14 protein-coding genes are annotated in these 20,551 nt (G+C 47.7%); 10 read left to right on the top strand and 4 right to left on the bottom strand.

The features are described from left to right. Nucleotides 1-120 precede the first annotated feature (120 nt). The 5 genes from BSZ04_RS05690 (at nucleotide 121) to BSZ04_RS05670 (ending at nucleotide 13,358) form a co-directional block, all read left to right on the top strand. Complete coding sequence (locus tag BSZ04_RS05690) at nucleotides 121-2,952, top strand: GH92 family glycosyl hydrolase (protein ID WP_088879812.1); 2,832 nt, start codon at nucleotides 121-123, stop codon at nucleotides 2,950-2,952. 133 nt (nucleotides 2,953-3,085) lie between these two features. Continuing rightward, entirely contained in the window at nucleotides 3,086-5,506 is a 2,421-nt protein-coding gene (locus BSZ04_RS05685; protein ID WP_088879811.1) for a GH92 family glycosyl hydrolase, read from the top strand. A gap of 47 nt (nucleotides 5,507-5,553) precedes the next feature. Continuing rightward, the gene (locus tag BSZ04_RS05680) at nucleotides 5,554-8,259 is read left to right on the top strand and encodes a GH92 family glycosyl hydrolase (RefSeq protein ID WP_088879810.1); all 2,706 of its coding nucleotides are present in this window, start codon (nucleotides 5,554-5,556) and stop codon (nucleotides 8,257-8,259) included. 72 nt (nucleotides 8,260-8,331) lie between these two features. Further along, a complete protein-coding gene (locus tag BSZ04_RS05675) occupies nucleotides 8,332-10,788 on the top strand; it encodes a GH92 family glycosyl hydrolase (RefSeq protein ID WP_088879809.1) in 2,457 nt (818 codons plus the stop codon). A gap of 89 nt (nucleotides 10,789-10,877) precedes the next feature. After that, complete coding sequence (locus tag BSZ04_RS05670; RefSeq protein ID WP_088879808.1) at nucleotides 10,878-13,358, top strand: GH92 family glycosyl hydrolase; 2,481 nt, start codon at nucleotides 10,878-10,880, stop codon at nucleotides 13,356-13,358. 68 nt (nucleotides 13,359-13,426) lie between these two features. On the opposite strand, the gene BSZ04_RS05665 is transcribed toward BSZ04_RS05670, so the two are convergent. Next, complete coding sequence (locus BSZ04_RS05665; RefSeq protein ID WP_088879807.1) at nucleotides 13,427-14,293, bottom strand: LysR family transcriptional regulator; 867 nt, start codon at nucleotides 14,291-14,293, stop codon at nucleotides 13,427-13,429. Between the two features lie 103 nt (nucleotides 14,294-14,396). Between BSZ04_RS05665 and BSZ04_RS05660 the strand changes: the two genes are divergently transcribed. Both BSZ04_RS05660 and BSZ04_RS05655 read left to right on the top strand, forming a co-directional pair. After that, complete coding sequence (locus tag BSZ04_RS05660) at nucleotides 14,397-15,008, top strand: LysE family translocator (protein WP_012130014.1); 612 nt, start codon at nucleotides 14,397-14,399, stop codon at nucleotides 15,006-15,008. A 108-nt stretch (nucleotides 15,009-15,116) separates the two neighbouring features. Further along, the gene (locus BSZ04_RS05655) at nucleotides 15,117-15,467 is read left to right on the top strand and encodes a rhodanese-like domain-containing protein (RefSeq protein ID WP_088879806.1); all 351 of its coding nucleotides are present in this window, start codon (nucleotides 15,117-15,119) and stop codon (nucleotides 15,465-15,467) included. A gap of 79 nt (nucleotides 15,468-15,546) precedes the next feature. On the opposite strand, the gene BSZ04_RS05650 is transcribed toward BSZ04_RS05655, so the two are convergent. From BSZ04_RS05650 to BSZ04_RS05640, 3 genes are all read right to left on the bottom strand, one after another. Beyond that, nucleotides 15,547-16,629: a protein kinase family protein gene (locus BSZ04_RS05650; RefSeq protein WP_088879805.1), complete on the bottom strand. Its 1,083-nt coding sequence runs from the start codon at nucleotides 16,627-16,629 to the stop codon at nucleotides 15,547-15,549. Between the two features lie 128 nt (nucleotides 16,630-16,757). Then, nucleotides 16,758-17,627, bottom strand: coding sequence for an SDR family oxidoreductase (locus tag BSZ04_RS05645; RefSeq protein WP_088879804.1), 870 nt, complete (start codon nucleotides 17,625-17,627; stop codon nucleotides 16,758-16,760). Between the two features lie 11 nt (nucleotides 17,628-17,638). Then, complete coding sequence (locus tag BSZ04_RS05640) at nucleotides 17,639-18,232, bottom strand: hypothetical protein (protein ID WP_088879803.1); 594 nt, start codon at nucleotides 18,230-18,232, stop codon at nucleotides 17,639-17,641. Between the two features lie 145 nt (nucleotides 18,233-18,377). On the opposite strand from BSZ04_RS05640, the gene BSZ04_RS05635 reads away from it, so the two are divergent. The 3 genes from BSZ04_RS05635 (at nucleotide 18,378) to BSZ04_RS05625 (ending at nucleotide 20,547) form a co-directional block, all read left to right on the top strand. Further along, the gene (locus BSZ04_RS05635; protein WP_088879802.1) at nucleotides 18,378-18,923 is read left to right on the top strand and encodes a TetR/AcrR family transcriptional regulator; all 546 of its coding nucleotides are present in this window, start codon (nucleotides 18,378-18,380) and stop codon (nucleotides 18,921-18,923) included. A 257-nt stretch (nucleotides 18,924-19,180) separates the two neighbouring features. Continuing rightward, a complete protein-coding gene (locus BSZ04_RS05630; RefSeq protein ID WP_088879801.1) occupies nucleotides 19,181-19,666 on the top strand; it encodes a hypothetical protein in 486 nt (161 codons plus the stop codon). Nucleotides 19,667-19,833: 167 nt separating this feature from the next. Then, on the top strand, nucleotides 19,834-20,547 hold the full coding sequence (locus BSZ04_RS05625; RefSeq protein WP_088879800.1) for a hypothetical protein: 714 nt from the start codon (nucleotides 19,834-19,836) through the stop codon (nucleotides 20,545-20,547). The last annotated feature ends 4 nt before the right edge of the window (nucleotides 20,548-20,551 follow it).

Below are 20,551 nucleotides of genomic sequence, written 5' to 3'. Positions count from 1 at the left end.
TCCTCCCCCTAAGAGCCCTTCCCCCTAAGGGCTCTATTTCAAGTTTTCAAGTTTTCAAGTTTTAGCAATACCCGTGATTTTTAATAACCATATAACCCTACATATCACAAGGTCTTAAAAATGAAATTCAAACCTTCCCTACTTGCTTGCGCAGTTCTCAGTGGTCTAGTCGGTCTGACTGGCTGTAACGACGACACAACCAACATTTATGAAGGCGGTGACACCAACCCTGCACTGCCGGATATTCCTGACGGCGGCAAGCCAGTATGTCCTCCAGTTAGCGATGGCGACTGTGATGACAAGCCAAACCCAGAAACACCTGAAATCGACATGGGCGTTCATATCCCAGTAGATTTCGCCGATATGGACGTAACACGCTACGTCAACCCATTCATCGGCACAGGTAACCTAGGCAACACCTACCCTGGTGCAACCACACCACACGGCATGGTGCAGCTTTCTCCAAACAACGGTTCTAACGGCTGGGAATACATTTCAGGCTACTACTACCACGACGCACGTACTTCCGGTTTCTCTCATACCCACCTTTCCGGAGCAGGTGCTGGCGACTTGAACGACATTCTCGTCATGCCAATCAACTCGCGTTCGGATTACATGATTGATGAAGGTTCGGCAACGCTAAACCTAGAAGCGTCTCGCTTCCAACATCGTGACGAACAAGCGACAGCAGGCTACTACAAAGTCGATCTATTGGATTACGACATCAAAGCCGAGTTAACAGCATCTGATCGCGTTGGTGTACACCGTTACACCTTCCCTCGTGATGAGAAGTCAGAAATCATCGTGAACACTGGCTTCAAAATTAACTGGGACTACACCTCAGATTCTTACTTGAAATGGGACAAAGACAATAACCGTCTTGAAGGTCACCGTTTCTCTGACGGCTGGGCACCAAGCCAAAAAGAATTCTTCGTAATGGAATTCGACCAACCAATCAAAAACGTTCGCTTTGCTTACTACGATAAAGAGCAAGGTCGTTACATGGACGTGCCAGAAGGCATTACAGAAATTGGTAACGAAACACGCGGCAAGTACCAATACGCGCGTGCTTACGTTGAGTTCGACACATCCAAAGACGGCTTAACGGTTGAAGCGAAATTGGCGCTATCAAACGTTGAGATCGGCGAGAATGGCAAGTCAGGTGCTTCTCTTAACATGACAGAAGTTGCGGGCATGAACTTCGACCAAGTACGCAAAGCAGCAACGAAGAAATGGGAAGACGAACTCGGCAAGATCCAAGTCTCTGGCGACGAAGATTACAAACAGACGTTCTACACCGCGATGTACCACTCGTACCTAGGTCAAACCATTCACTCTGACTTAGATGGTCGCTACCGCCAAGTTCACCAAGGTCGTAACGCATACCCAGATGGCAACACACCTTGGGGCGATAAGATTGATACGCTGAAAGAGTCAATCCGCACTGCCGATGCTAACAAAGATGGCAAAGCAGACTTCACGCGCTACGACACTTTCTCTTTGTGGGATACCTACCGCGCAGTTCAACCGCTGTCTTCGATTCTTGAGCCTGACCGCCTAGCCGACGTGGTGCTGTCTATGCTTTCTTATGCCGAAGAAGAATGGGTAGATGACAAAGGCAACGTGCGCAAAGGTCGCCTGCCTGAGTGGACATTCAAAGGCAACGAAACAGGCATGATGATGGGCATGCACTCAACACCTGTGATTCATGATGTGTTGTCGAAAGGCTCACTAGAAAAACGCATGATCGACCTTGGCTTCACAGAAGCGGAGCGCAAAGACGTTAAAGAACGTTTAGTTGAAGCGATGATCACAGACGCACGCGCCGCAACGAGCCAAGGCGTAGCATGGATCAAAGAGTACGAAGAACAAGGTTACGTGCCAGCGCAATTGCACGACACTCCACCAGATTCTTACGGCGGTCACTCACCATTTAAAGACTCTTGGACAGCATCTTACTCGCTTGAATACTCAATGAACGACTGGGCAATCGCACAATCGATCAAAGAAGTGTTCGGTGAAGAAGATCCACGCTACACCGAGTTCGCTAACCGTTCTAAAAACTGGCAAGCACAATTCGACTTCGGCGGTAAGCAATACCAAGGTTGGTTCAAAGCCCGTGACTACGATGGCGAGTTTATCGATGCAGGTTGGGTAGACCCAATCACTGGTCGCGCGGTTGGTAAAGACTGGCGTCCAGACATGTTTAACTGGGCATTCTCTGAATCGAATGGCTGGCAATACTCGTTCAGTGTTCAGCACGACATTCATGGCTTGATTGACCTGATGACGCGCTTCGACAAGACACAAAACCCTGAAGCAGAACGCGGTGACTTGTTCGCAGCGCGCTTGGATGAGTACTGGTCAACCTACCCAGACCGCAACGCAGGCGACAACCAATTCCCAGTGTTCAACACAGGTAACGTTGGTCAGCACGTGCAAGGTAACGAACCAGATATCCACGTACCGTACTTGTACAACTACGTAGGTCAACCTTGGAAAGGTCAGGCAGCCATCGCCGCAGCAACCAACATTTGCTACAAGAACACCGCTGACGGCATTTGTGGTAACGACGACTTCGGTACGCTCTCTGCGTGGTTCGTGTTCCGTGCACTTGGCTTCTACCCAGTGAACGCTTCTTCTGGCATCTACGAAATCGGTACTCCGCTGTTTGAAAGTGCGTCTATCGATGTCGGCAACAACCAGAAGTTCACGGTTACCGCGAAGAACGTTAGCCGGGAAAACATCTTCATTCAATCGGCTCGCTACAACGGCAAAGACTTCAACCGCACTTACCTGACTCATGACGAAATCATGTACGGCGGTGAGCTGGAGTTCGTGATGGGCGACAAACCAAATCAACGTTGGGGCTCTCTAGAGCAAGATCTTCCACCAGCACAAGGCATCGGTAAGTTCTTGCATGAAGACGAGATGCCAGCAGGTTCTCGTTAATCCCAATAGTGACAACTCAGCCGGGGGAGCGCATCTCCCGGCTACCCCTACAAGCAAATTTTATAAGCAGTCCTTTATAAACAGTCTCTTATAAACACTTTTTATATACGAATAACGACAAAACGGTATGCACATGTTTAAACGTAATCTTATCTCTTTGGCTATCCTGGTTGGTCTGACGGGTGGCTTGGCTGGCTGTAACAGCGACAACGATTCTTCCTCTTCACTGCCGGGCGATCCAATTGTTGATCTCGCGGTGTTGAAATACGTCGATCCTATGATCGGCACAGCTGCTTCTGGTCATACATTCCCGGGCGCGACGGTACCGGCAGGTATGGTTCAACTGTCTCCAGATACTTTCATCGGCTCTAACACAGACCACGAGTCAGGACTTAACCCTTGGCACTCGGCATCTGGCTACTGGGATTCATCCAACTACGAAACTGGCGAAGTAGTTAACACTGACGTTCCGCTGTACGGCTTCTCCCATACTCACCTTTCAGGTACAGGCGCAACGGACTTAGGCGACATCTTGGTTCTGCCTTACGCAGACATGGCGAACACACAGCTGAATTCTTTCGACAAAGCCAATGAAGAAGCAAGCGCAGGCTATTACAAAACCAAGCTAAACCAAGGTCAAATCGAAGTAGAACTGAGCGCAACCAAACGCGTCGGCTTGCACAAATACACCTTTGCTGATGGCGCAGACCGCAACGTGAAGTTCGATTTGGGTCATACCCTAATGAACAACAACGGCAAGTCTTTGAAGAACAAAGTAGAAGTGGTAGACGAATACACCATTCGCGGTCGTAAAACCTCAACTGGCTGGTTCCAAGGGCAAGATCATCAAGGTCAGGACATCTTCTTCTACGCGAAATTCAACCAACCAATCGCCAAAGCACTGTTAGGCGAACAAGACCTAGAACCAACGCGCGAAATGCGTAATGGTGCGGTTTACTCAGGCGATGATCTGACGGCTTACCTAAACTTCGGCACAGGCGAAGAGCCAATTGAAATCCGCGTGGGTATCTCTCCTGTTAACTGGCAAGGTGCACAGAAAAACTTAGAAGCAGAAGCACCAAGTTTCGATCTAGCAAAAGTAAAAGAAGACGCAGAATACGCATGGGCTGAGAAGCTAGCAAAAATCAAAGTTGAAGGCGGCACAGACGCAGAGAAAACCAACTTCTACACTGGCATGTACCACATGATGATCGCACCAATCGAGTTCTACGATGTGGATGGTCAATACGTGGATATGCTTGGCACAGTGCGCACACTGAAAGATGGCGACACGCCAAACTACTCGATTTACTCAACGTGGGATACGTTCCGCGCCGTTCACCCAATGTGGACCATCATCGACCCAGACCAAGCAACGCTTTACGTGAAAGACTTGATTCGTAAATCCAACGACGAGTTTGGTTTATTGCCGAAATGGGAAGGGCATGGCTCAGAAACCGGCACCATGATCGGCTACCCATCGGCAGCGATTCTAGGCGATGCGGTAACCAAAGGCTTGATTGATGCCGAGCAGGCTTACACCGCATCAGTGAAATCAGCTCGCTACACACCGCATGAATACCCACAGATTCATGACGACATCCTAAGCTCACTCATGGCAGGTCAGTTGAACTACCACGAGAAAGAACAGTGTGTTCGTTACCCGAACTGGAACTCAGTGTCGTACTCGTTGGAATTCTCATTCTACGATTGGACGATCGCAGAAATGGCAAAAGCCGCTGGCGATATGGACGCGTATGAAGAGTTCAAAGCCCGTTCTTACAACTCATTGAAACACTGGGATGCGAAAGCAGGCAACGCAGACGGCACGGGCTTCTTTGTACCGACCGAACTGAAAGAAGGTGACCCATGTGCACTGAAATACGCTTCAACTGACTTCGACCCTTACAAGTCTGACGCGTTCTACTACACAGAAGGTAACGCGTGGCAGTGGCAATGGGCGTTTATGCAAGACTTAGACAAGCTGACTGAAATCATGGGCGGCACGCAAGGTCTGAACGACAAGCTGAATAACCTATTTACTGCCGATCCAAATGGCGGTGAAGCGCACCAAGACATGACAGGCTACATCGGTCAGTACATTCACGGTAACGAGCCTTCACACCACGTCATCTACTTGTACAACCGTACTGAAGAGTCTTACAAGGCGCAGGAATACCTAGACCAAGTTTACGACCAGTTCTACAAACCGACGCCAGACGGCATCATCGGTAACGAAGACGTAGGTCAAATGTCGGCGTGGTACTTGATGTCGGCACTGGGCTTCTACCAAATCTCGCCAACCGATCCAACCTACAGCATCGGTCGTCCAATCTTCGACAAAGCGACGGTAGACATTGGTTCTGGCACGTTCACGGTAACGGCTGAAAACAACGGTCCAGACAACATGTACATCAAAGAAGTAACCATCAACGGTAAGCCTCTGGATATGTACAACACCTTCCAGCACAGCGAATTCAAAGCAGGCGGCGAACTGCACTTCGTGATGACAGCTGACAAGTCTGAAGCAATGCAAGCCAACCTAGGCGAATAATGATTTTGAGGGGACCTTGTGTTCCCTTTTCTCGTGGAATAAAAACAATGAAACTAAAAAGAACCCTACTCTCTACCGCAGTGTTAACCGCCATGCTTGGTCTTGCTGGTTGTGGCAGCGACTCTGATCCAGAAACTCCGGTTATTTCTACCCCTACTTTGGAATTCGTTGATACCTTGATCGGCACTAAAGGTCTTGGCAACGTTAACCCATCTCCAGTTATGCCAGAAGGTATGATTCAACCTTCACCAGATAACTTCGATCCAAACGGTTGGAATGGTAAAGGCTCGCCTGTTGAATACGATCCTGTGCACAGCCTGCTTTCTGGCTTCTCAATGACCCACATTTCTGGCGCAGGTAAAGGCGACCTAAACGACTTCGCCTTCTTGCCATACACAGGTTTTAATACCGACGCCGTGACCATAGATAAAAGCTCGGAAGTGGCAGAAGTTGGTTACTACTCGGTTGACCTTGTAGAAACTGGCGTAAAAGCTGAACTGTCGGCAACCGAGCGCGTGGCATTCCAACGTTACACCTTTAAACCGGGTGAAGATCGTAAAGTGCGTATCGATCTTCAACACGAACTGTTGGAGCAATACGGTAACCACTCTCGCAGCATCTACTACAAACGCGTTAACGACACCACCGTCGTAGGCGCGCGTACCTCAAACGAATGGGGTCAATGGCAAACCGTGTTCTTCGCGGCAGAATTCTCTGATCCAATCATCGAAGAAAACCTGTACACCAAGCTGGCTTCTGAGAGCAAACTGACTCCAACTGACGCTACCGAAGTCGGCTTAGAAGATTACCGCGGCTACGCAGAGCACAAACCAATGCCGGGCGAACCAGAACCTGACCCAGAACGTTTGGCGAAACGCGCAAACGATGTCCTGACGCATTTGAACTTTGGCAAGAGCGATGAGCCATTGGTAGTCAAAGTGGCGATTTCTGGCACTGGCGTTGACGGCGCACTGAAAAACCTGGAAGCAGACACCAACGGCTGGGACTTCGACAACGTCGTACAACAAAACCGCGTGGCTTGGGAAAACATCCTTGGCGAGTTTGAACTGGAAGGCGGTAACAAAGCCGACAAGACCATGTTCTACACCTCGCTCTACCGTACGTTTGTTGCTCCATTCCTATACCAAGATGTGGATGGCAAATACCGTGGCATGGATGGCAAAGTGCACCAAGCAGAAGATGGCTTAGTGAACTACTCAGTTTACTCAATGTGGGATACCTTCCGCGCCGCACACCCACTGAAAACCATTATTGATAAAGACCGCGCAATTGAACACGCACGCGATCTATTGAACAAATACCAAACGGGCGGCGTGCTGCCAAAATGGGAACTGCACTCGGATTACACCGGTGAAATGGTCGGTCATCCTGCGGTCTCGGTTATCGCCGATATCATGGTCAAACACCCAGAAGCCTTTACCGCAGCTGAGTTTGATTTGGCGTTAAAAGCTGCTGACGAAACAGTCAACTTCAACCTTGATAAAACAGAGAGCTGGGTGCCTTACCAAGATGCTTGGAACGGTGACAAACGCTTCACGATCATGACGCGTCACAACGACTACCAAGAAGACGTCGGCTTTATTCCAGCTAACACCAAATGGGCGCCGGATTCTGGTGACAAACCGGGTTACGTAGAAGGCTTAAAAGTCGATAAATACGACGAGCTCGTGAACGAGTCGGTGTCTTACGGTCTTGAGAACGCTTACTACGACTGGTGTATCGCCCAGATCGCTAAACTTGCGGGCAACGACCAGCAGTACGACCGCTACATGGCACGTTCTGAATCGTTCAAGAACTACTTCGATTACAACCCAGAGCAATACGGCAAACTGCAAGACACCAAAGGCAACGCATTGGGTGCAACGGGCTTTATGCGCCCGGCTTACATGAACAGCGGCAACAAGGTTTGGGCAAACAACCTGAAAGCCGAATGTTTGGACGAGAACATGGCGCTGTCTATCCCAGACGGTATGGACTACAACGCCTGTAAAGACCGCAAAGCGCTGAACGAAAGTGACGTGTTCTGGCCTTACCGTGCTGAGCACCGTGGTGAAGACTTTACCGAAGGCAACACTTGGCAATGGACATGGTTTGCACCGCACAACTTGAACGGTCTGGCTAACGTGATGGGCGGCGAGCACATCGACCGCACTGACTTCTCTCTTCCAGAAGATGTAACCGAACAAGGCAAAGCGGCATTCCTCGCTAACTTGAATGCGCTGTTTAATGCGGACTCCAACGCCGATACGAGCCAGTCACACGACATGTCTGGCTACATAGGTCAGTTCGTGATGGGTAACGAGCCTGATCACCACGTACCTTACCTATACAACTGGACAGCAGAACCTTGGAAGACACAAGAAATCGTCGACCAAGCGATGAACGAATTCTACCACCCAACGCATGAAGGTCTGATTGGTAACGAAGACGTCGGTCAAATGTCTGCGTGGTACGTGATGTCTGCATTGGGCTTCTACCAAGTCACACCGGGCGAAGCAAGTTACACCATCGGTCGTCCTCTGTTCGACAAAGCCGTGATTCCAGTCGCGGACGGTAAATTCACCATCACCTCAGAAAACAACAGTCAAGAGAGCATCTACGTGAAGTCGGTGACCATCAACGGCAAACAATTGAGTGACAACTTCAGCTTCGCGCACAGCGATTTGAAAGACGGTGGTGAACTGCATTTCGTTATGACTTCAGACAAATCTGAAGCGATGAAAGCGCAATAACCGACACCTATCCAAATAACGAAAGGGGGCATCTAGCCCCCTAAAAAACTTCACTTCTGTGGAACCATAAAAATGAAACTAAAAAGAACCCTTATCTCTACCGCTATTCTCGCTGCCATGTTTGGTCTTGCTGGCTGTAACAGTGATGACGACAACAGCAACTCTGGTACACCATCCCTCGACACCACTCTGACCCAATACGTCAACCCATTGATTGGTACGGGCGCAGACGGTCACACCTTCCCGGGGGCGGTTGTGCCTTACGGTTTGGTACAACTATCTCCTGATACCGAAATGGAAGGTTGGGGCTCTGCCGCAGGTTACTTCGACCACGGCAAGCTGACTGAAATCCCGGTGTATGGCTTCTCCCACACTCACCTTTCTGGCACAGGCATTACCGACCTTGGTGATATCTTGGTTCTGCCTTTCACCAAGAAAGAAAACGCCGTTTTCAACACCTTCGATAAAGACGACGAAACCGCAGAAGCGGGCTACTACGCAGTTGAACTGAACAAAGGCGAAATCAAAGCCGAGCTAACTACCACGCAACGTGTTGGCTTCCACCGCTACACCTTCAAAGAAGGCACAACGCCACACATCAAGTTCGATTTAGACCACACCCTCAACAAAGGTCACTTCAACAACCGCACCATGAAGGGTGATTTAGAGTTCATCGACGCTTACACCATCCGCGGTTTACGTAGCTCGAATGGCTGGGCGAACAACCAGCACGTCTACTTCTACGCCACCTTCAACCAACCTATCGTAAAAGCCATTGCTTTGGTTGACGGCGCAGAAACGGAAATCGATGTAAACAACGACAACATCGACGCAGTGAAAACCATCGCTTACCTAGAATTCGCACCATCATCAACACCGCTAGAAATCCAAGTAGGCTTGTCACCAACAGGCACAGAAGGTGCGGAGAAAAACCTAGAAGCAGAAGCGAAAGGTGTGTCATTTGATACTGCGCGCGCTCAAGCCAACGACGCATGGCACCAAGAGCTTAGCCGCATGATGGTATCTGGCGGCACAGAAGATCAGAAAGAGATCTTCTACACCGCGCTTTACCACGCTTCTATCGCACCAATGATTTTCCAAGATGTCGACGGTCAATACCCAGCGATGCGTACTCGTATTCAAAAAGACGCGGGCGACACACCAAACTACTCTGTGTACTCCATGTGGGATACCTTCCGCGCTGCGCATCCACTGAAAACCATCATCGACCCAGAACGTGCCGAAGAGTTTGCCAACGATCTAATTCGTAAATACGAAGACGGTGGCATCCTGCCGAAATGGGAACTGCACAGCCATTACACAGGCACTATGATCGGTTTCCCTGCTGTCTCTATCATTGCTGACGCGATGGCGAAAGGCTTAGACATCGACCCACAACTTGCCAAAGATGCGGCTGAGTTTACGGTGCGCTACCACGAGGCTTCTGAGTTCCCAGATTGGACGGAAGACAACAACATCGGCGCCGCAAACGTTGTGCAAGTGAAGGTGTACGAAGAAAACGGCTTTGTTCATCACGGCTACTGGAACAGTGCGTCTTACACGCTTGAGTTTGCATATGGCGATTGGGCAATGGCAGAAATCGCGCGCATGGCTGGCGATGTAAAACTGCAAGAAGAATTTATGACTCGTGCCGACAACTGGCTTAACCATTGGGATGCAGAAACTGGCTTCTTACGTCCAAAGAACCATCCGATGAGTTCATCACCAAACAAACCGCCTTTGGAGTTCAACCAACCGATTGATGAAGAGCGTTTGGATGAGTGTGAAATGGTTGAGTGGCCAGAAGGCTCTGGCGTGATGAAAGAGAAATGCCCACTGCTACCATTCGACCCTTACTACGTGGACGAGTTTGCCTACACCGAAGGGAACGCGTGGCAATGGAAGTTCCAACCAATGCACGATTTCAACCGTCTGAAACAAGAAATCTACCAAGCAGACTTGGCGCAAGGCAAAGACACCACGCCAGAGAAAGCCTTCCGTGAAGACTTGGACGAGCTATTCAATGCGCGTTCTTCAAACACTGGTGAAGAGCTGCCAGATCTAACGGGTTACATCGGTCAGTACATGCACGGTAACGAGCCATCGCACCACATTCCTTACCTATACGCACTAACGGATGAGCCATGGAAAGCGCAAGAGTACCTAGACCGCATCATGTCAGAGATGTACACCAGCGAACCAACTGGTTTGATCGGTAACGAAGACGTGGGTCAGATGAGCTCTTGGTACTTGATGTCGGCAATGGGCTTCTACCAAGTTACGCCTGCGGATCCGGTCTACACCATCGGCCGTCCTATGTTTGATGAAATCACCATTCCGGTGGAAGGCGGCGAGTTCACAGTCATCGCAGACAATAACAGCCCACACAACAAGTACGTGAAGTCCGTAACCATCAACGGCAAACCGCTAGATGCCAACTTCACCTTCAAGCACAGCGAAATCAAAGCGGGCGGCGAGCTTCACTTCGTCATGACGGGTGACAAGCAAGAAGCGCTTCAAGCTCAGTAACGTTTTATGTAATTCGTGTTTAAAGAATACACAGATAGATTAACTCAGTGGCAGGAAGTGATGCGCTTCCTGCCTAAGGAATCAAGATTATGAACTTTACGAAAACCGCTATCGCCACCGCAGTGATTGCAAGTGTTATTGGTTTGGCTGGCTGCAACGATGACGACGATAACACCTCACCAAGCGTCGATACTTCCAACCTAAAATACGTCGACCCATTCATTGGTACCGGCTTTAACGGACACACCTTCCCGGGTCCTGTCGTGCCAGAAGGCATGGTACAACTTTCTCCAGATACCGAGCTGATCGGCTGGCACTCTTCATCAGGTTACCACTTCGATAAAAAGACACTGTTTGGCTTCTCCCACACTCACCTATCCGGCACGGGGATGGGCGGCTTAGGTGACATTCTGTTCCTGCCGTTTACCGAAGATAAAGCTAAATACATCGAAGACAGCGACGACTACCGCGAAGCGATTTCGGTCAAGATGGACAAAACCTCAGAAGTAGCAGAAGCGGGTTACTACTCGGTGAAAATTGCAGAGAACGGTATCAAAGCTGAGCTTACAGCTTCTGAACGTGTCGGCTTCCATCGTTACACCTATCCGCAAGGTCAACCACAACGATTGAAGATTGACCTCAACTCCATTCTTAACAGTGACTGGGGTTCAACCTCTCTGCGCAACAAGCTGACGGTGAGCGAAGACGGTCATACCATCACGGGCGAGCGCGACGCAGCGCACTTCTCTGGTTGGGCAAAAAACCAAAAAATCTTCTTCTATGCGACTTTCGATAAGAAGATCAAAGACGTTTACATCCTTGCCAATGGTGAGCCTGTTGACGGCCTAACGGCAGAGCACGTTTCTGAATTGATTTACGATGACCAAGGCAATGCCATCAAACGTGTCAAAGCGGACGTCACTGCCTATATCGAATTTGAAGATGAAGGTTCACAAGAGTTGAATGCGCAAGTGGCGTTGTCTGCGGTTGACCCACAAGGCGCAGAAAACAACTACGATGCCGAAGCGAATGTCTCTTTCGATACTGCGCGCAACAACGCACGTGAGAAATGGGCAAAAGCGCTCAACTTCTCAATTGAAGGGGGCACAGAAGATCAAAAAGAGATCTTCTACACTGCGCTTTACCACACCAAGATTGCGCCTATGGTGCATCAAGACGTGGATGGTCGATTCCGTGGCATGGGCAAAGGCTCAATTCGTGAAGGCGAAGGGGAATACTCCATCGCTTACGGTCAAGCAACGGAAGAGCAGCCAAACTTCTCGGTTTACTCTCTATGGGATACCCAACGCGCGTTGCACCCTCTAAAAACCATCACTGAACCAACCCGCGCGGTGCAATACGCGAAGAACCTAGTTCAGAAGTACACTGAAAGCGGCTTGCTGCCGAAATGGGAGCACTTAGGTGACGAAACAGGCACCATGGTAGGCTACCCAGCGGTAGCAGTGATTGCGGATGCAATCACCAAATTCCCAGAAGAGTTTACTCAACAAGAGAAAGAGCTGGCGCTGAAAGCCGCGATCGACTCTTCGACTTACGACAACTACCCAGCACTGCAAGCCGATTGGGAGCAGGGCGTATTGGATCGCACTTTAACCAAGCACATCGATTACATTGAGAAAAACGGCTTCACGCCTGCCATCCAACGTGTCGATGGTGAGCCAGTATTTGAAGACTACACGGTTGAGTCTGTTTCTTACGGTCTAGAAAACGCGTTCTACGATTGGGCTATCGCGCAAATTGCCAAAGCAGCCGGTGATACTCAAGCGGAAGAGCAATACCTTGAACGTTCGAAAGGCTACAAGAAGTACTTCGATTACAATCCAACGGAATATGCAGAGCATGGTGTGACGGGCTTTATGCGCCCAGTGATGATTGATGAAACCTTCATGACGCCATTCGACCCATACGGCACAGAACACGAGACAGGCAACTACACCGAAGGTAACGCATGGCAGTGGACTTGGTTTGTACCGCATGACATCGCGGGCTTAAAAACCATCATGGGTGGCGATGCTGAGTTCCAGAAAAACCTAGAAGCAACCTTCACTGCAGAAAGCCAAGGCACAGAAACACCGGATATGTCTGGTTTGATTGGTCAAGTTGCGTTTGGTAACGAGCCTTCGCACCACATTCCTTACCTATTCAACTGGACCGCAGAACCATGGAAGACACAACAAGTCGTCGACCACATTCTTGATGACATGTATTTCGCAGCCCCAGAAGGCGTCATTGGTAACGAAGACGTGGGTGCCATGTCCGCTTGGTATGTGATGTCTGCATTAGGCTTCTACCAAGTGAACGCAGCAGAACCTATTTACACTGTGGGTCGTCCGCTATTCGACAAAGCAGTGATTCCGGTGAAAGGCGGCACGTTCACCATCACCACAGAGAACAACGCCGATGACAACATGTACATCAAGTCCGTCACCATCAATGGCAAAGCTTTGGATAACGGTTTCTTCTTCGACCATTCCGAGTTCAAACCAGGTGGTGAGTTGCACTTCGTGATGACAGGCGATCAATCTGAAGCAATGAAAGCGCCTCAATAAGCCTCTATCACTCTTCCCTCTTCAAAGGTCAGTTCGCGAGAGCTGACCTTTTGTTTTCAAAAAAATGCTTAGTTATTGGGCACACACTCCGCCATTTGGGTTTGCAGCCAATGAACAAATTTTTGCTCCAGTTCAGAACGTGCTTTGTCTTGAGTCAATAAGACATAGTCATGCCCTGACGGCACAAAACCAAATGGCGCAACAAGGTTGCCGCGTTCGAGGTCGTCCATCACTAGAGGATAAGAGCCCATCGCCGCGCCTAAGCCATCGACTGCAGCTTGAATGCAGAAATAGAAGTGTGCAAAAGACTGTTCTGCTTTTCCGTTTATCGACGCTTCACCAGAGCGCTGCATCCATTCGTGCCAAGCTTCAGGTCTGGTTTGGCTGTGTAACAGCTTCACGGAGTTCAAATCACCTTTCACTTGCTGCCAGTAGTCAGGTGAAAACACTGGACCTACCCACTCTTCCACCAACTTGGTTTTTGGGTAGTGATACAAAGGCTCAAAGTCATCTCGACGAATCGCCATAGCAAGCCCCGTCGAGCCAAGCGTTACAGGTCCTCCCGCAGTCGAAAGACGAACATCTGCGTCACAACCATCATTAAACGCGGAAAGCCTCGGCATCAACCAACGCATGGTTAACGTTGGCTCACAAGAGACTTCAAGGTATTGATGCTTTTCCTGCACCAGCTTGTTCACGCCAGTCTCCAACGCTTGGAATGCTTGCTCGGTATAGCTTTTCAGCATTTCCCCCTCTTTAGTGAGCAGCATATTGCGCCCTTGTTTGTAGAACAGAGGTTGAGCCAGATAGGTCTCCAACACTTTGATCTGCTTACTCACTGCGCCATGCGTAATACTGAGCTTATTTGCTGCTTCACTAAAACTCGCAGACGATGCTGCGACATGGAAAACATGGAAGGATTTAAGATGCCTCATCTGTGACTTTTTCTCACACTTAGCGGAATTTGTTTCGATTATAGTCTCCGAACTCTCGACCTACAATTGCCCCATTCATAACAACGAAGAAACAGGAAACACCATGGAGCTTTTCAGCCTTGCCTTATTGGGCATACTCATTGTCATCAGTCCCGGAGCCGATTTTGTATTGGTTCTTAGAAACAGCCTCAACAGGGGCAGACAAGCGGGAATTTGGAGTGCCGTGGGCATTAGTCTTGCGATTTCGGTACACATTACCTATTCATTGCTTGGCATCAGTTACTTAATTTCACAGAACGAATGGTTGTTCAGCTTGATTCGCTACCTAGGTGCGGCTTATCTGATCTATCTCGGATTGAAAGGGATTTTTGGGGCTGATTCTCAACAGAAGATAGAGGGGGAAACACAAGAAAGCATCTCCATTTGGCAGTTCTTTTTCCAAGGCTTTTTGTGCAATGTACTTAACCCAAAAACCATGTTGTTCTTCTTGAGTATCTTTAGCCAAGTCATCGACCCGAATACAGAATCGCAGCACCTAGCTTTGGGTTACGGTGTCTACATGATTGCGCTACACGGGATTTGGTTTTCTATGGTTGCCATCTTATTTACCTCACCGCGATTACAGAGCTTATTACTGCGCGTTAAACACAGGTTGAACCAAGCTTGTGGCGCTGGATTATTGGTGTTTGGTGCCATGTTAGGGTTAAAGTCATAACACGCTGAATTACGACATTTCGACCAATGCCACATCGAAGTTTGATAATCGCACGTATAATCTTCATCAGAACGATTAAGGGCAATTGACCTTGAGGAAAGGAACTCAATGAAAAAACTACTCCCGATCATTTTCAGTTGTTTGAGCTTAGCTTTCACCGCACCATCGGTATTTGCTTCTGAACGTGCAGAGCAAGGTTGGCAATGGATTGAGCAAGGCGCAGTGATTGTCGATGTGCGCACACCACAAGAGTTTGCCGATGGTCACTTGGACAATGCGATTAACTTTCCGCTTTCTGAGTTGGATAAACACTTTGCTAATGTCGAGAAAGATACGCAAATCGTGCTTTACTGCCGCAGCGGCAATCGCTCAGGGCAAGCGTATCAGTACCTACAATCTCAAGGGTTTACCAACCTTCATAACGCGGGTGGCTTGGCTGAGATGCAACAAGCGAAGTAATGCCACTTAGCACCTGCCTAGACTATGGAATGGAAAAGCACACCTCTCGTGTGCTTTTTTGTTTTCTCGACACCGAAAACTAAAGTTGGTACTGCAGCACCAATTCGTGTTTCTCTTGGTAGGTTTGAATCAGTTCGGCTTTACTCTTAGCGGCATTTTGATAAAACAATGCACCTCCTTCAACCAACAAATCATAATGTTGCTGCAGCATATCTAAAACAAACTGCACACGTTTAATTGTGGTTGGCGTGCAACTCTTACCATCCAAATCATCTTCAATATCGAGCACATGCGAACGAAACATCTCAAGCGTAAAAAGATGTTCCAACTGAACGTCAGATTTTAGCGCTGTTTGTATCTTTTCCATCGACGTTTGCACTCGCTCTACGATTTCTGGCACGGCATCGTTTTGAACTAACCAGTCCCGCTTGTATTCAAGCATCTTAAAGCCTTGTTGTTTCACGTTTTTGAATAGCTGCATTGCCTCTTTTCGGGAATAATCTTGCTCCAATAACCAACCAGAGAGGAAGCGCGTTTCAAATCGCTCACAAGCATCAAACAGAGGGTCATGCATACCATTGCTGTTGAACTCTCTTAACGGGTCAAACCGATACATATAACCAAAATCGAACAACTTTAGCTGACCTTGTTTATCCACCAGCAAGTTCCCTGAACACAAATCCCATTCAAACAATCCACTTCGCTCACAGACAAATAGAGTCGAGAATAGCTGCCCTAATAAGTCCTCAGTTAGGGCTTGAATTGACGAACCCTCAATCCAATCTGAAACAATGATTCCTAAACGATAATCAGCATAAACGGTCTCAACAATGTGTTTAAAATCCTCAGTTAAATTCGGATTGTCTTTTTGAGTTTGAAAATCAAGACGGCGTTGAACTTCATTCAGAAAGGAGTACTGACCATCAGGATTTTGCACTTTCGCCTGTGGGCGTTTTTTCTTGAGTGTATAGTCTCGTCCGCCGACACGAATATGAAATACCTGCGCCGTCAGACCACTTTCAAACGTTTCGACAACATACTCTGAGTCCGCTGTCGTAAACGCCAAGATTTCTGGTGGCAATGGACATTGATCCACATTGCCGACAATTAAGTTTTGATCACTTAAGTCAAATGCTTGCTGCTGTAATTGGCGTTGGTTCATGAAGTGCTCCCTGCTAACGATTCAGACATTGTTTACTTTATCGACAATGAAGCACATGACCTCCCCCTTTCTGACCAAAGTCATGGTTGAGTACTTGGGTGGAGTCCCGTTTAAATCGATGAACTGACTCAGATGTTGTAATCTTCAGAGAGCTTGCGAAAGTAGTCTTCCAGTCGATGATGACCATAAGTCGGCGCGATATTGTCACCGCCTAACATGGTCAGGAAGAACTCAGCAGGACCGCCCCATTTCTCCGACAAGTGACGTACTAACGACAGCCCGGCTATGCGCAGGAAGTCCGGTAGGTGCGTGTTTTTCTCCACTTTGTTTTGAGATTTGAACGCGAGCCGAGCAATATCATTGACAGACAAAACATCTGGACCACCAACATCTAGTTCTGTGTCATTTCGTTCAATCGCTTCTACACAAAATCTTGCCAAATCTTTTCCGTGAATGGGATTAAGCAAGTGTTCACCATCACCAAAAGTAAACACTCGACCTGATTTCGCCATGTTGTACACCTCGGTAATATCAGAGAAAAAGCCGTTCGGGCGAATCACACAAGGGGTTAATTTTGTTGATTGTAGAAGCCGACTCGCAAAGCGTTCTTTCGCCTCTAGCAGACGAACTTGAGGATATTTCTGAGCATTAAACGCAGAGATGTAAATGAATTTACCAACACCGGCTCGATCCGCTTCTTCGAGTAAGTTCAAGTTTGCTTGGTAGTCGACATCCAAATAACCTAATCCATCTTGCTGACGAGTAATGCCCAAGCATGAGATAACAACGTCCACACCCTCGCAAACGCCTTTAAGCTCATCGGGCTGAGTTACTTGAACTTCTATTACCTGCGACTCTTGTAGACCCATCGCAAGGAGCTTGGTTTTGTTTCTTGCCAACGCTTTAAATTCGGCTTGCTGCTCCATCAGGGATTCAACAATATTCGAGCCTAAGTACCCCGTTGAGCCCGCAATTAAAATTCGAGGGTGCGTTTTCATAACATGACGTCCTATTCTTGCTCTGGTCGGTATGGCTCTTCACGCAATACGTGGCTCACCAATAACTTTAGGTAGAACAGTGGTAAAAACCATTCCAAACCTTGTGGTGCTTGTGCCCAGTAAATCGAAATAATCACACTCAGAGAATACAGGGTTAGCGCCACAGGGCGTTGTAAATACAACGGTGTTTTCATGACTAGGCTACATGCCAGAACCATGTAACCACCGATCACAACAATCCACATGATATCGAAGTTCAAGAACGCCCAGCTGTAGAGAGAAAGCTGCACGAAATGAGTCAGAATAAAGCTCATGTGCTGCTTAAAGCCTTGCCCTTCACGATGGAACCAGCGCTTTGCCGTAGACGTCGCATTGGTAATAATGCCGCCGATAATATCCACTGTGAGCAAACCCGCGATGACATATTGAGTCGCAGACCAACCTAGTTGTGCAAAGTACGCATAAACCACCATGAAAAAGCCAGCAGCAAAAGGCACATACAGCTGCAAATTCTTTTCTGCTTTCGTTGCACCCGGACCAATCAGCTTGTCAACTCCACCCCAGAGACCCGCTCTTGCTTGAGGAACACTCCAATCAATTTTCATACTAAAACCTTATTTAGACCACCTGGTCTTTTAAATTAGTGCGCTTTGAGCGCCAGGTAAAGATCTTTTTTGTCCAGTTGGACTAAATAAAAGATCTTGTGTTAAACTGCAAGGCATTGCGGTAACAAAAACTGAGAAGAAAACCATGCCGAAGATCGTCGATCATGAAAGCAGACGTAGAGAAATTGCCTTAAAAGCAACCGAAGTGTTCCTTGAGTTCGGTTACAAAAATATTGGTATGAGACAGCTGTGCGAACAGTTAGGAATGAGCAAAAGTGCGGTTTATCACTATTACAAAAGTAAGGATGAACTGTTCAAAGCCGCAACAGAGGCCATCGTCAACTTTGACGCAGAAGTGCTAGCAGACAGACCAAACTCAAGTGAAGCGAGTACAGAGCAACAAGTCGAAAACTTCGTATTGATCTTCCAACAAATGGCTTCGCGTTTCTTCCAAGAAATGAAGCTTGTCTCTGATTACATTGATGTGATTGGACAAGAAAACATTGCCACCGATCCATGCATGTTGCTTGCGAATCAAAAGTACATAACGATGCTAGAAAACTACGTTTCAGCGAAGCACAAAGAATCGCTTTATACCCTAATACTAGGGCTGCTGAACCATCAGTTGATGTTGGGTAAAGCGCTAGAATTGGCTTATGTTATTGAGCAGGTCGAACGTATCTTACACTAGCTCTCTGGCAAGAGTATTCCTTGATACATTTTGATTATCATGTGCCTAGCTTAACACTTCCGTCCAGCACTAGAAACTGCCCCCCCTCTCCTACATTAATAACCCAAGGTTATGACTTGAATAACAACTGGTGCTTAGATAAGCGCCAGTTGATTCGATATATTTTCCCCATCGAATAGTGTCACGCTCTCCCACAGACTTACGGATCAGACTAGCGCGAGAACGGTCATGTAAACCTTATTCCAGAGGAAAAACTGATGAAAAAATATATCGCAATTGCTATCTCTTCCGCTCTGCTCATGGGGTGCTCCTCTTCGGGCTCGTCAGGAGGAAACTCGCCAGAAGCTAACATCCCAGATAATGAATTACCCATCGTTGATGGCGAATGGGGAATAATGCCAATACCAGATAACGATCTACCTATCATAGACGGCGATTGGGACAACCCTATCTGCATTAAATGTGATAACCCAAATGTAAAATGGGAAGTTGATGTTGTGGCTGACAACTATGTCATCATCAGTGAAATCAATGGGGAAGCCATGTACCAAATTAGCTATGTCGAAGGCAGCGAACGTAATTCAGTCCAGATTCAAGGCCCTGATGGCAACATTATTGAAGTACCCGATGTGAAATGGGGTAATGGTGCGGCAGCCGTTCCAATGAGAGATAAAGTACGATCTCTGAGTAAAGAACAACGTCAGAATATCCGCCAAGCTATTAAAACTCGCCGTAACGGATAAAGTTGATTATTGAGCAGTTCAGCGGATACATGGACAGTGTTCTCCGATCTAATCCATGTCGCTTGTGAATTAGCTAGAAGAGCGTCGCATATTCAGATTTGTTGCTGGTAAATACGCCTCACTTCATCTACCAATAGAGTTTTATAAATTCTTAAGGAAGGGTGATTATGAGATGTATTGTCGTTCTTTTGGCTCTGTTTTCATTTTTCTCTAACGCTGCAACAAAAGAGTCTTTCATTGATAAAGGCCAGTTTAAGTATGTGCTTTATTCTGGCGTAGGTGATTCCATTGTCGAACATATTAATCATCGACTTACGAGTAAAACTCCTCAGCTAATTACTGATTTTAAAGTAAAAGAAATGCCAGTGATTACGGTAAGGATCTGGAAAGACCGAAACCAATATTTAGCCTATCAAAAACATCTTTTAGGTCAGAGTTACCCTTGGTCTACGGGCTATATAAGCGAGAATGAAATATTACTCCGCGATACAGGTTCCCAAAGTACAATGGACACCGCATACCATGAATATGTACATCTAGTAACGACTGCAATAAACCCTAATATTATCAACAATCCAAGATGGCTCTGGGAAGCGATCGCTTGTTATGAAGCCGAAAAAGAATATGGCTGGCGTAAACCATCAACAAAAGAGGAATTTAGACAATACGCAAAAATTCTTAAAGAAGGTAACGGTTGGGATAGCCAAGGAGCCGTGTACCATATCGGTTATAGCATTGGTGAGTTTATCCAGCAAAGTTATGGTTCGGATGGGTTAATCACCCTTATTCAAACCAATGGTGACATCTCTAAAGTGACCGATAAACCGCTGGAACAAGTGTTTGATGAGTGGATTGAGTTTACCGAGAATAAGTACTACTAATGCT

The sequence above is a fragment of the Vibrio rotiferianus genome (assembly GCF_002214395.1).
Lineage (GTDB): Bacteria > Pseudomonadota > Gammaproteobacteria > Enterobacterales > Vibrionaceae > Vibrio > Vibrio rotiferianus.
Note: the sequence above shows the minus strand (reverse complement) of the source record. Positions and strands in the feature narration are given on the sequence as shown.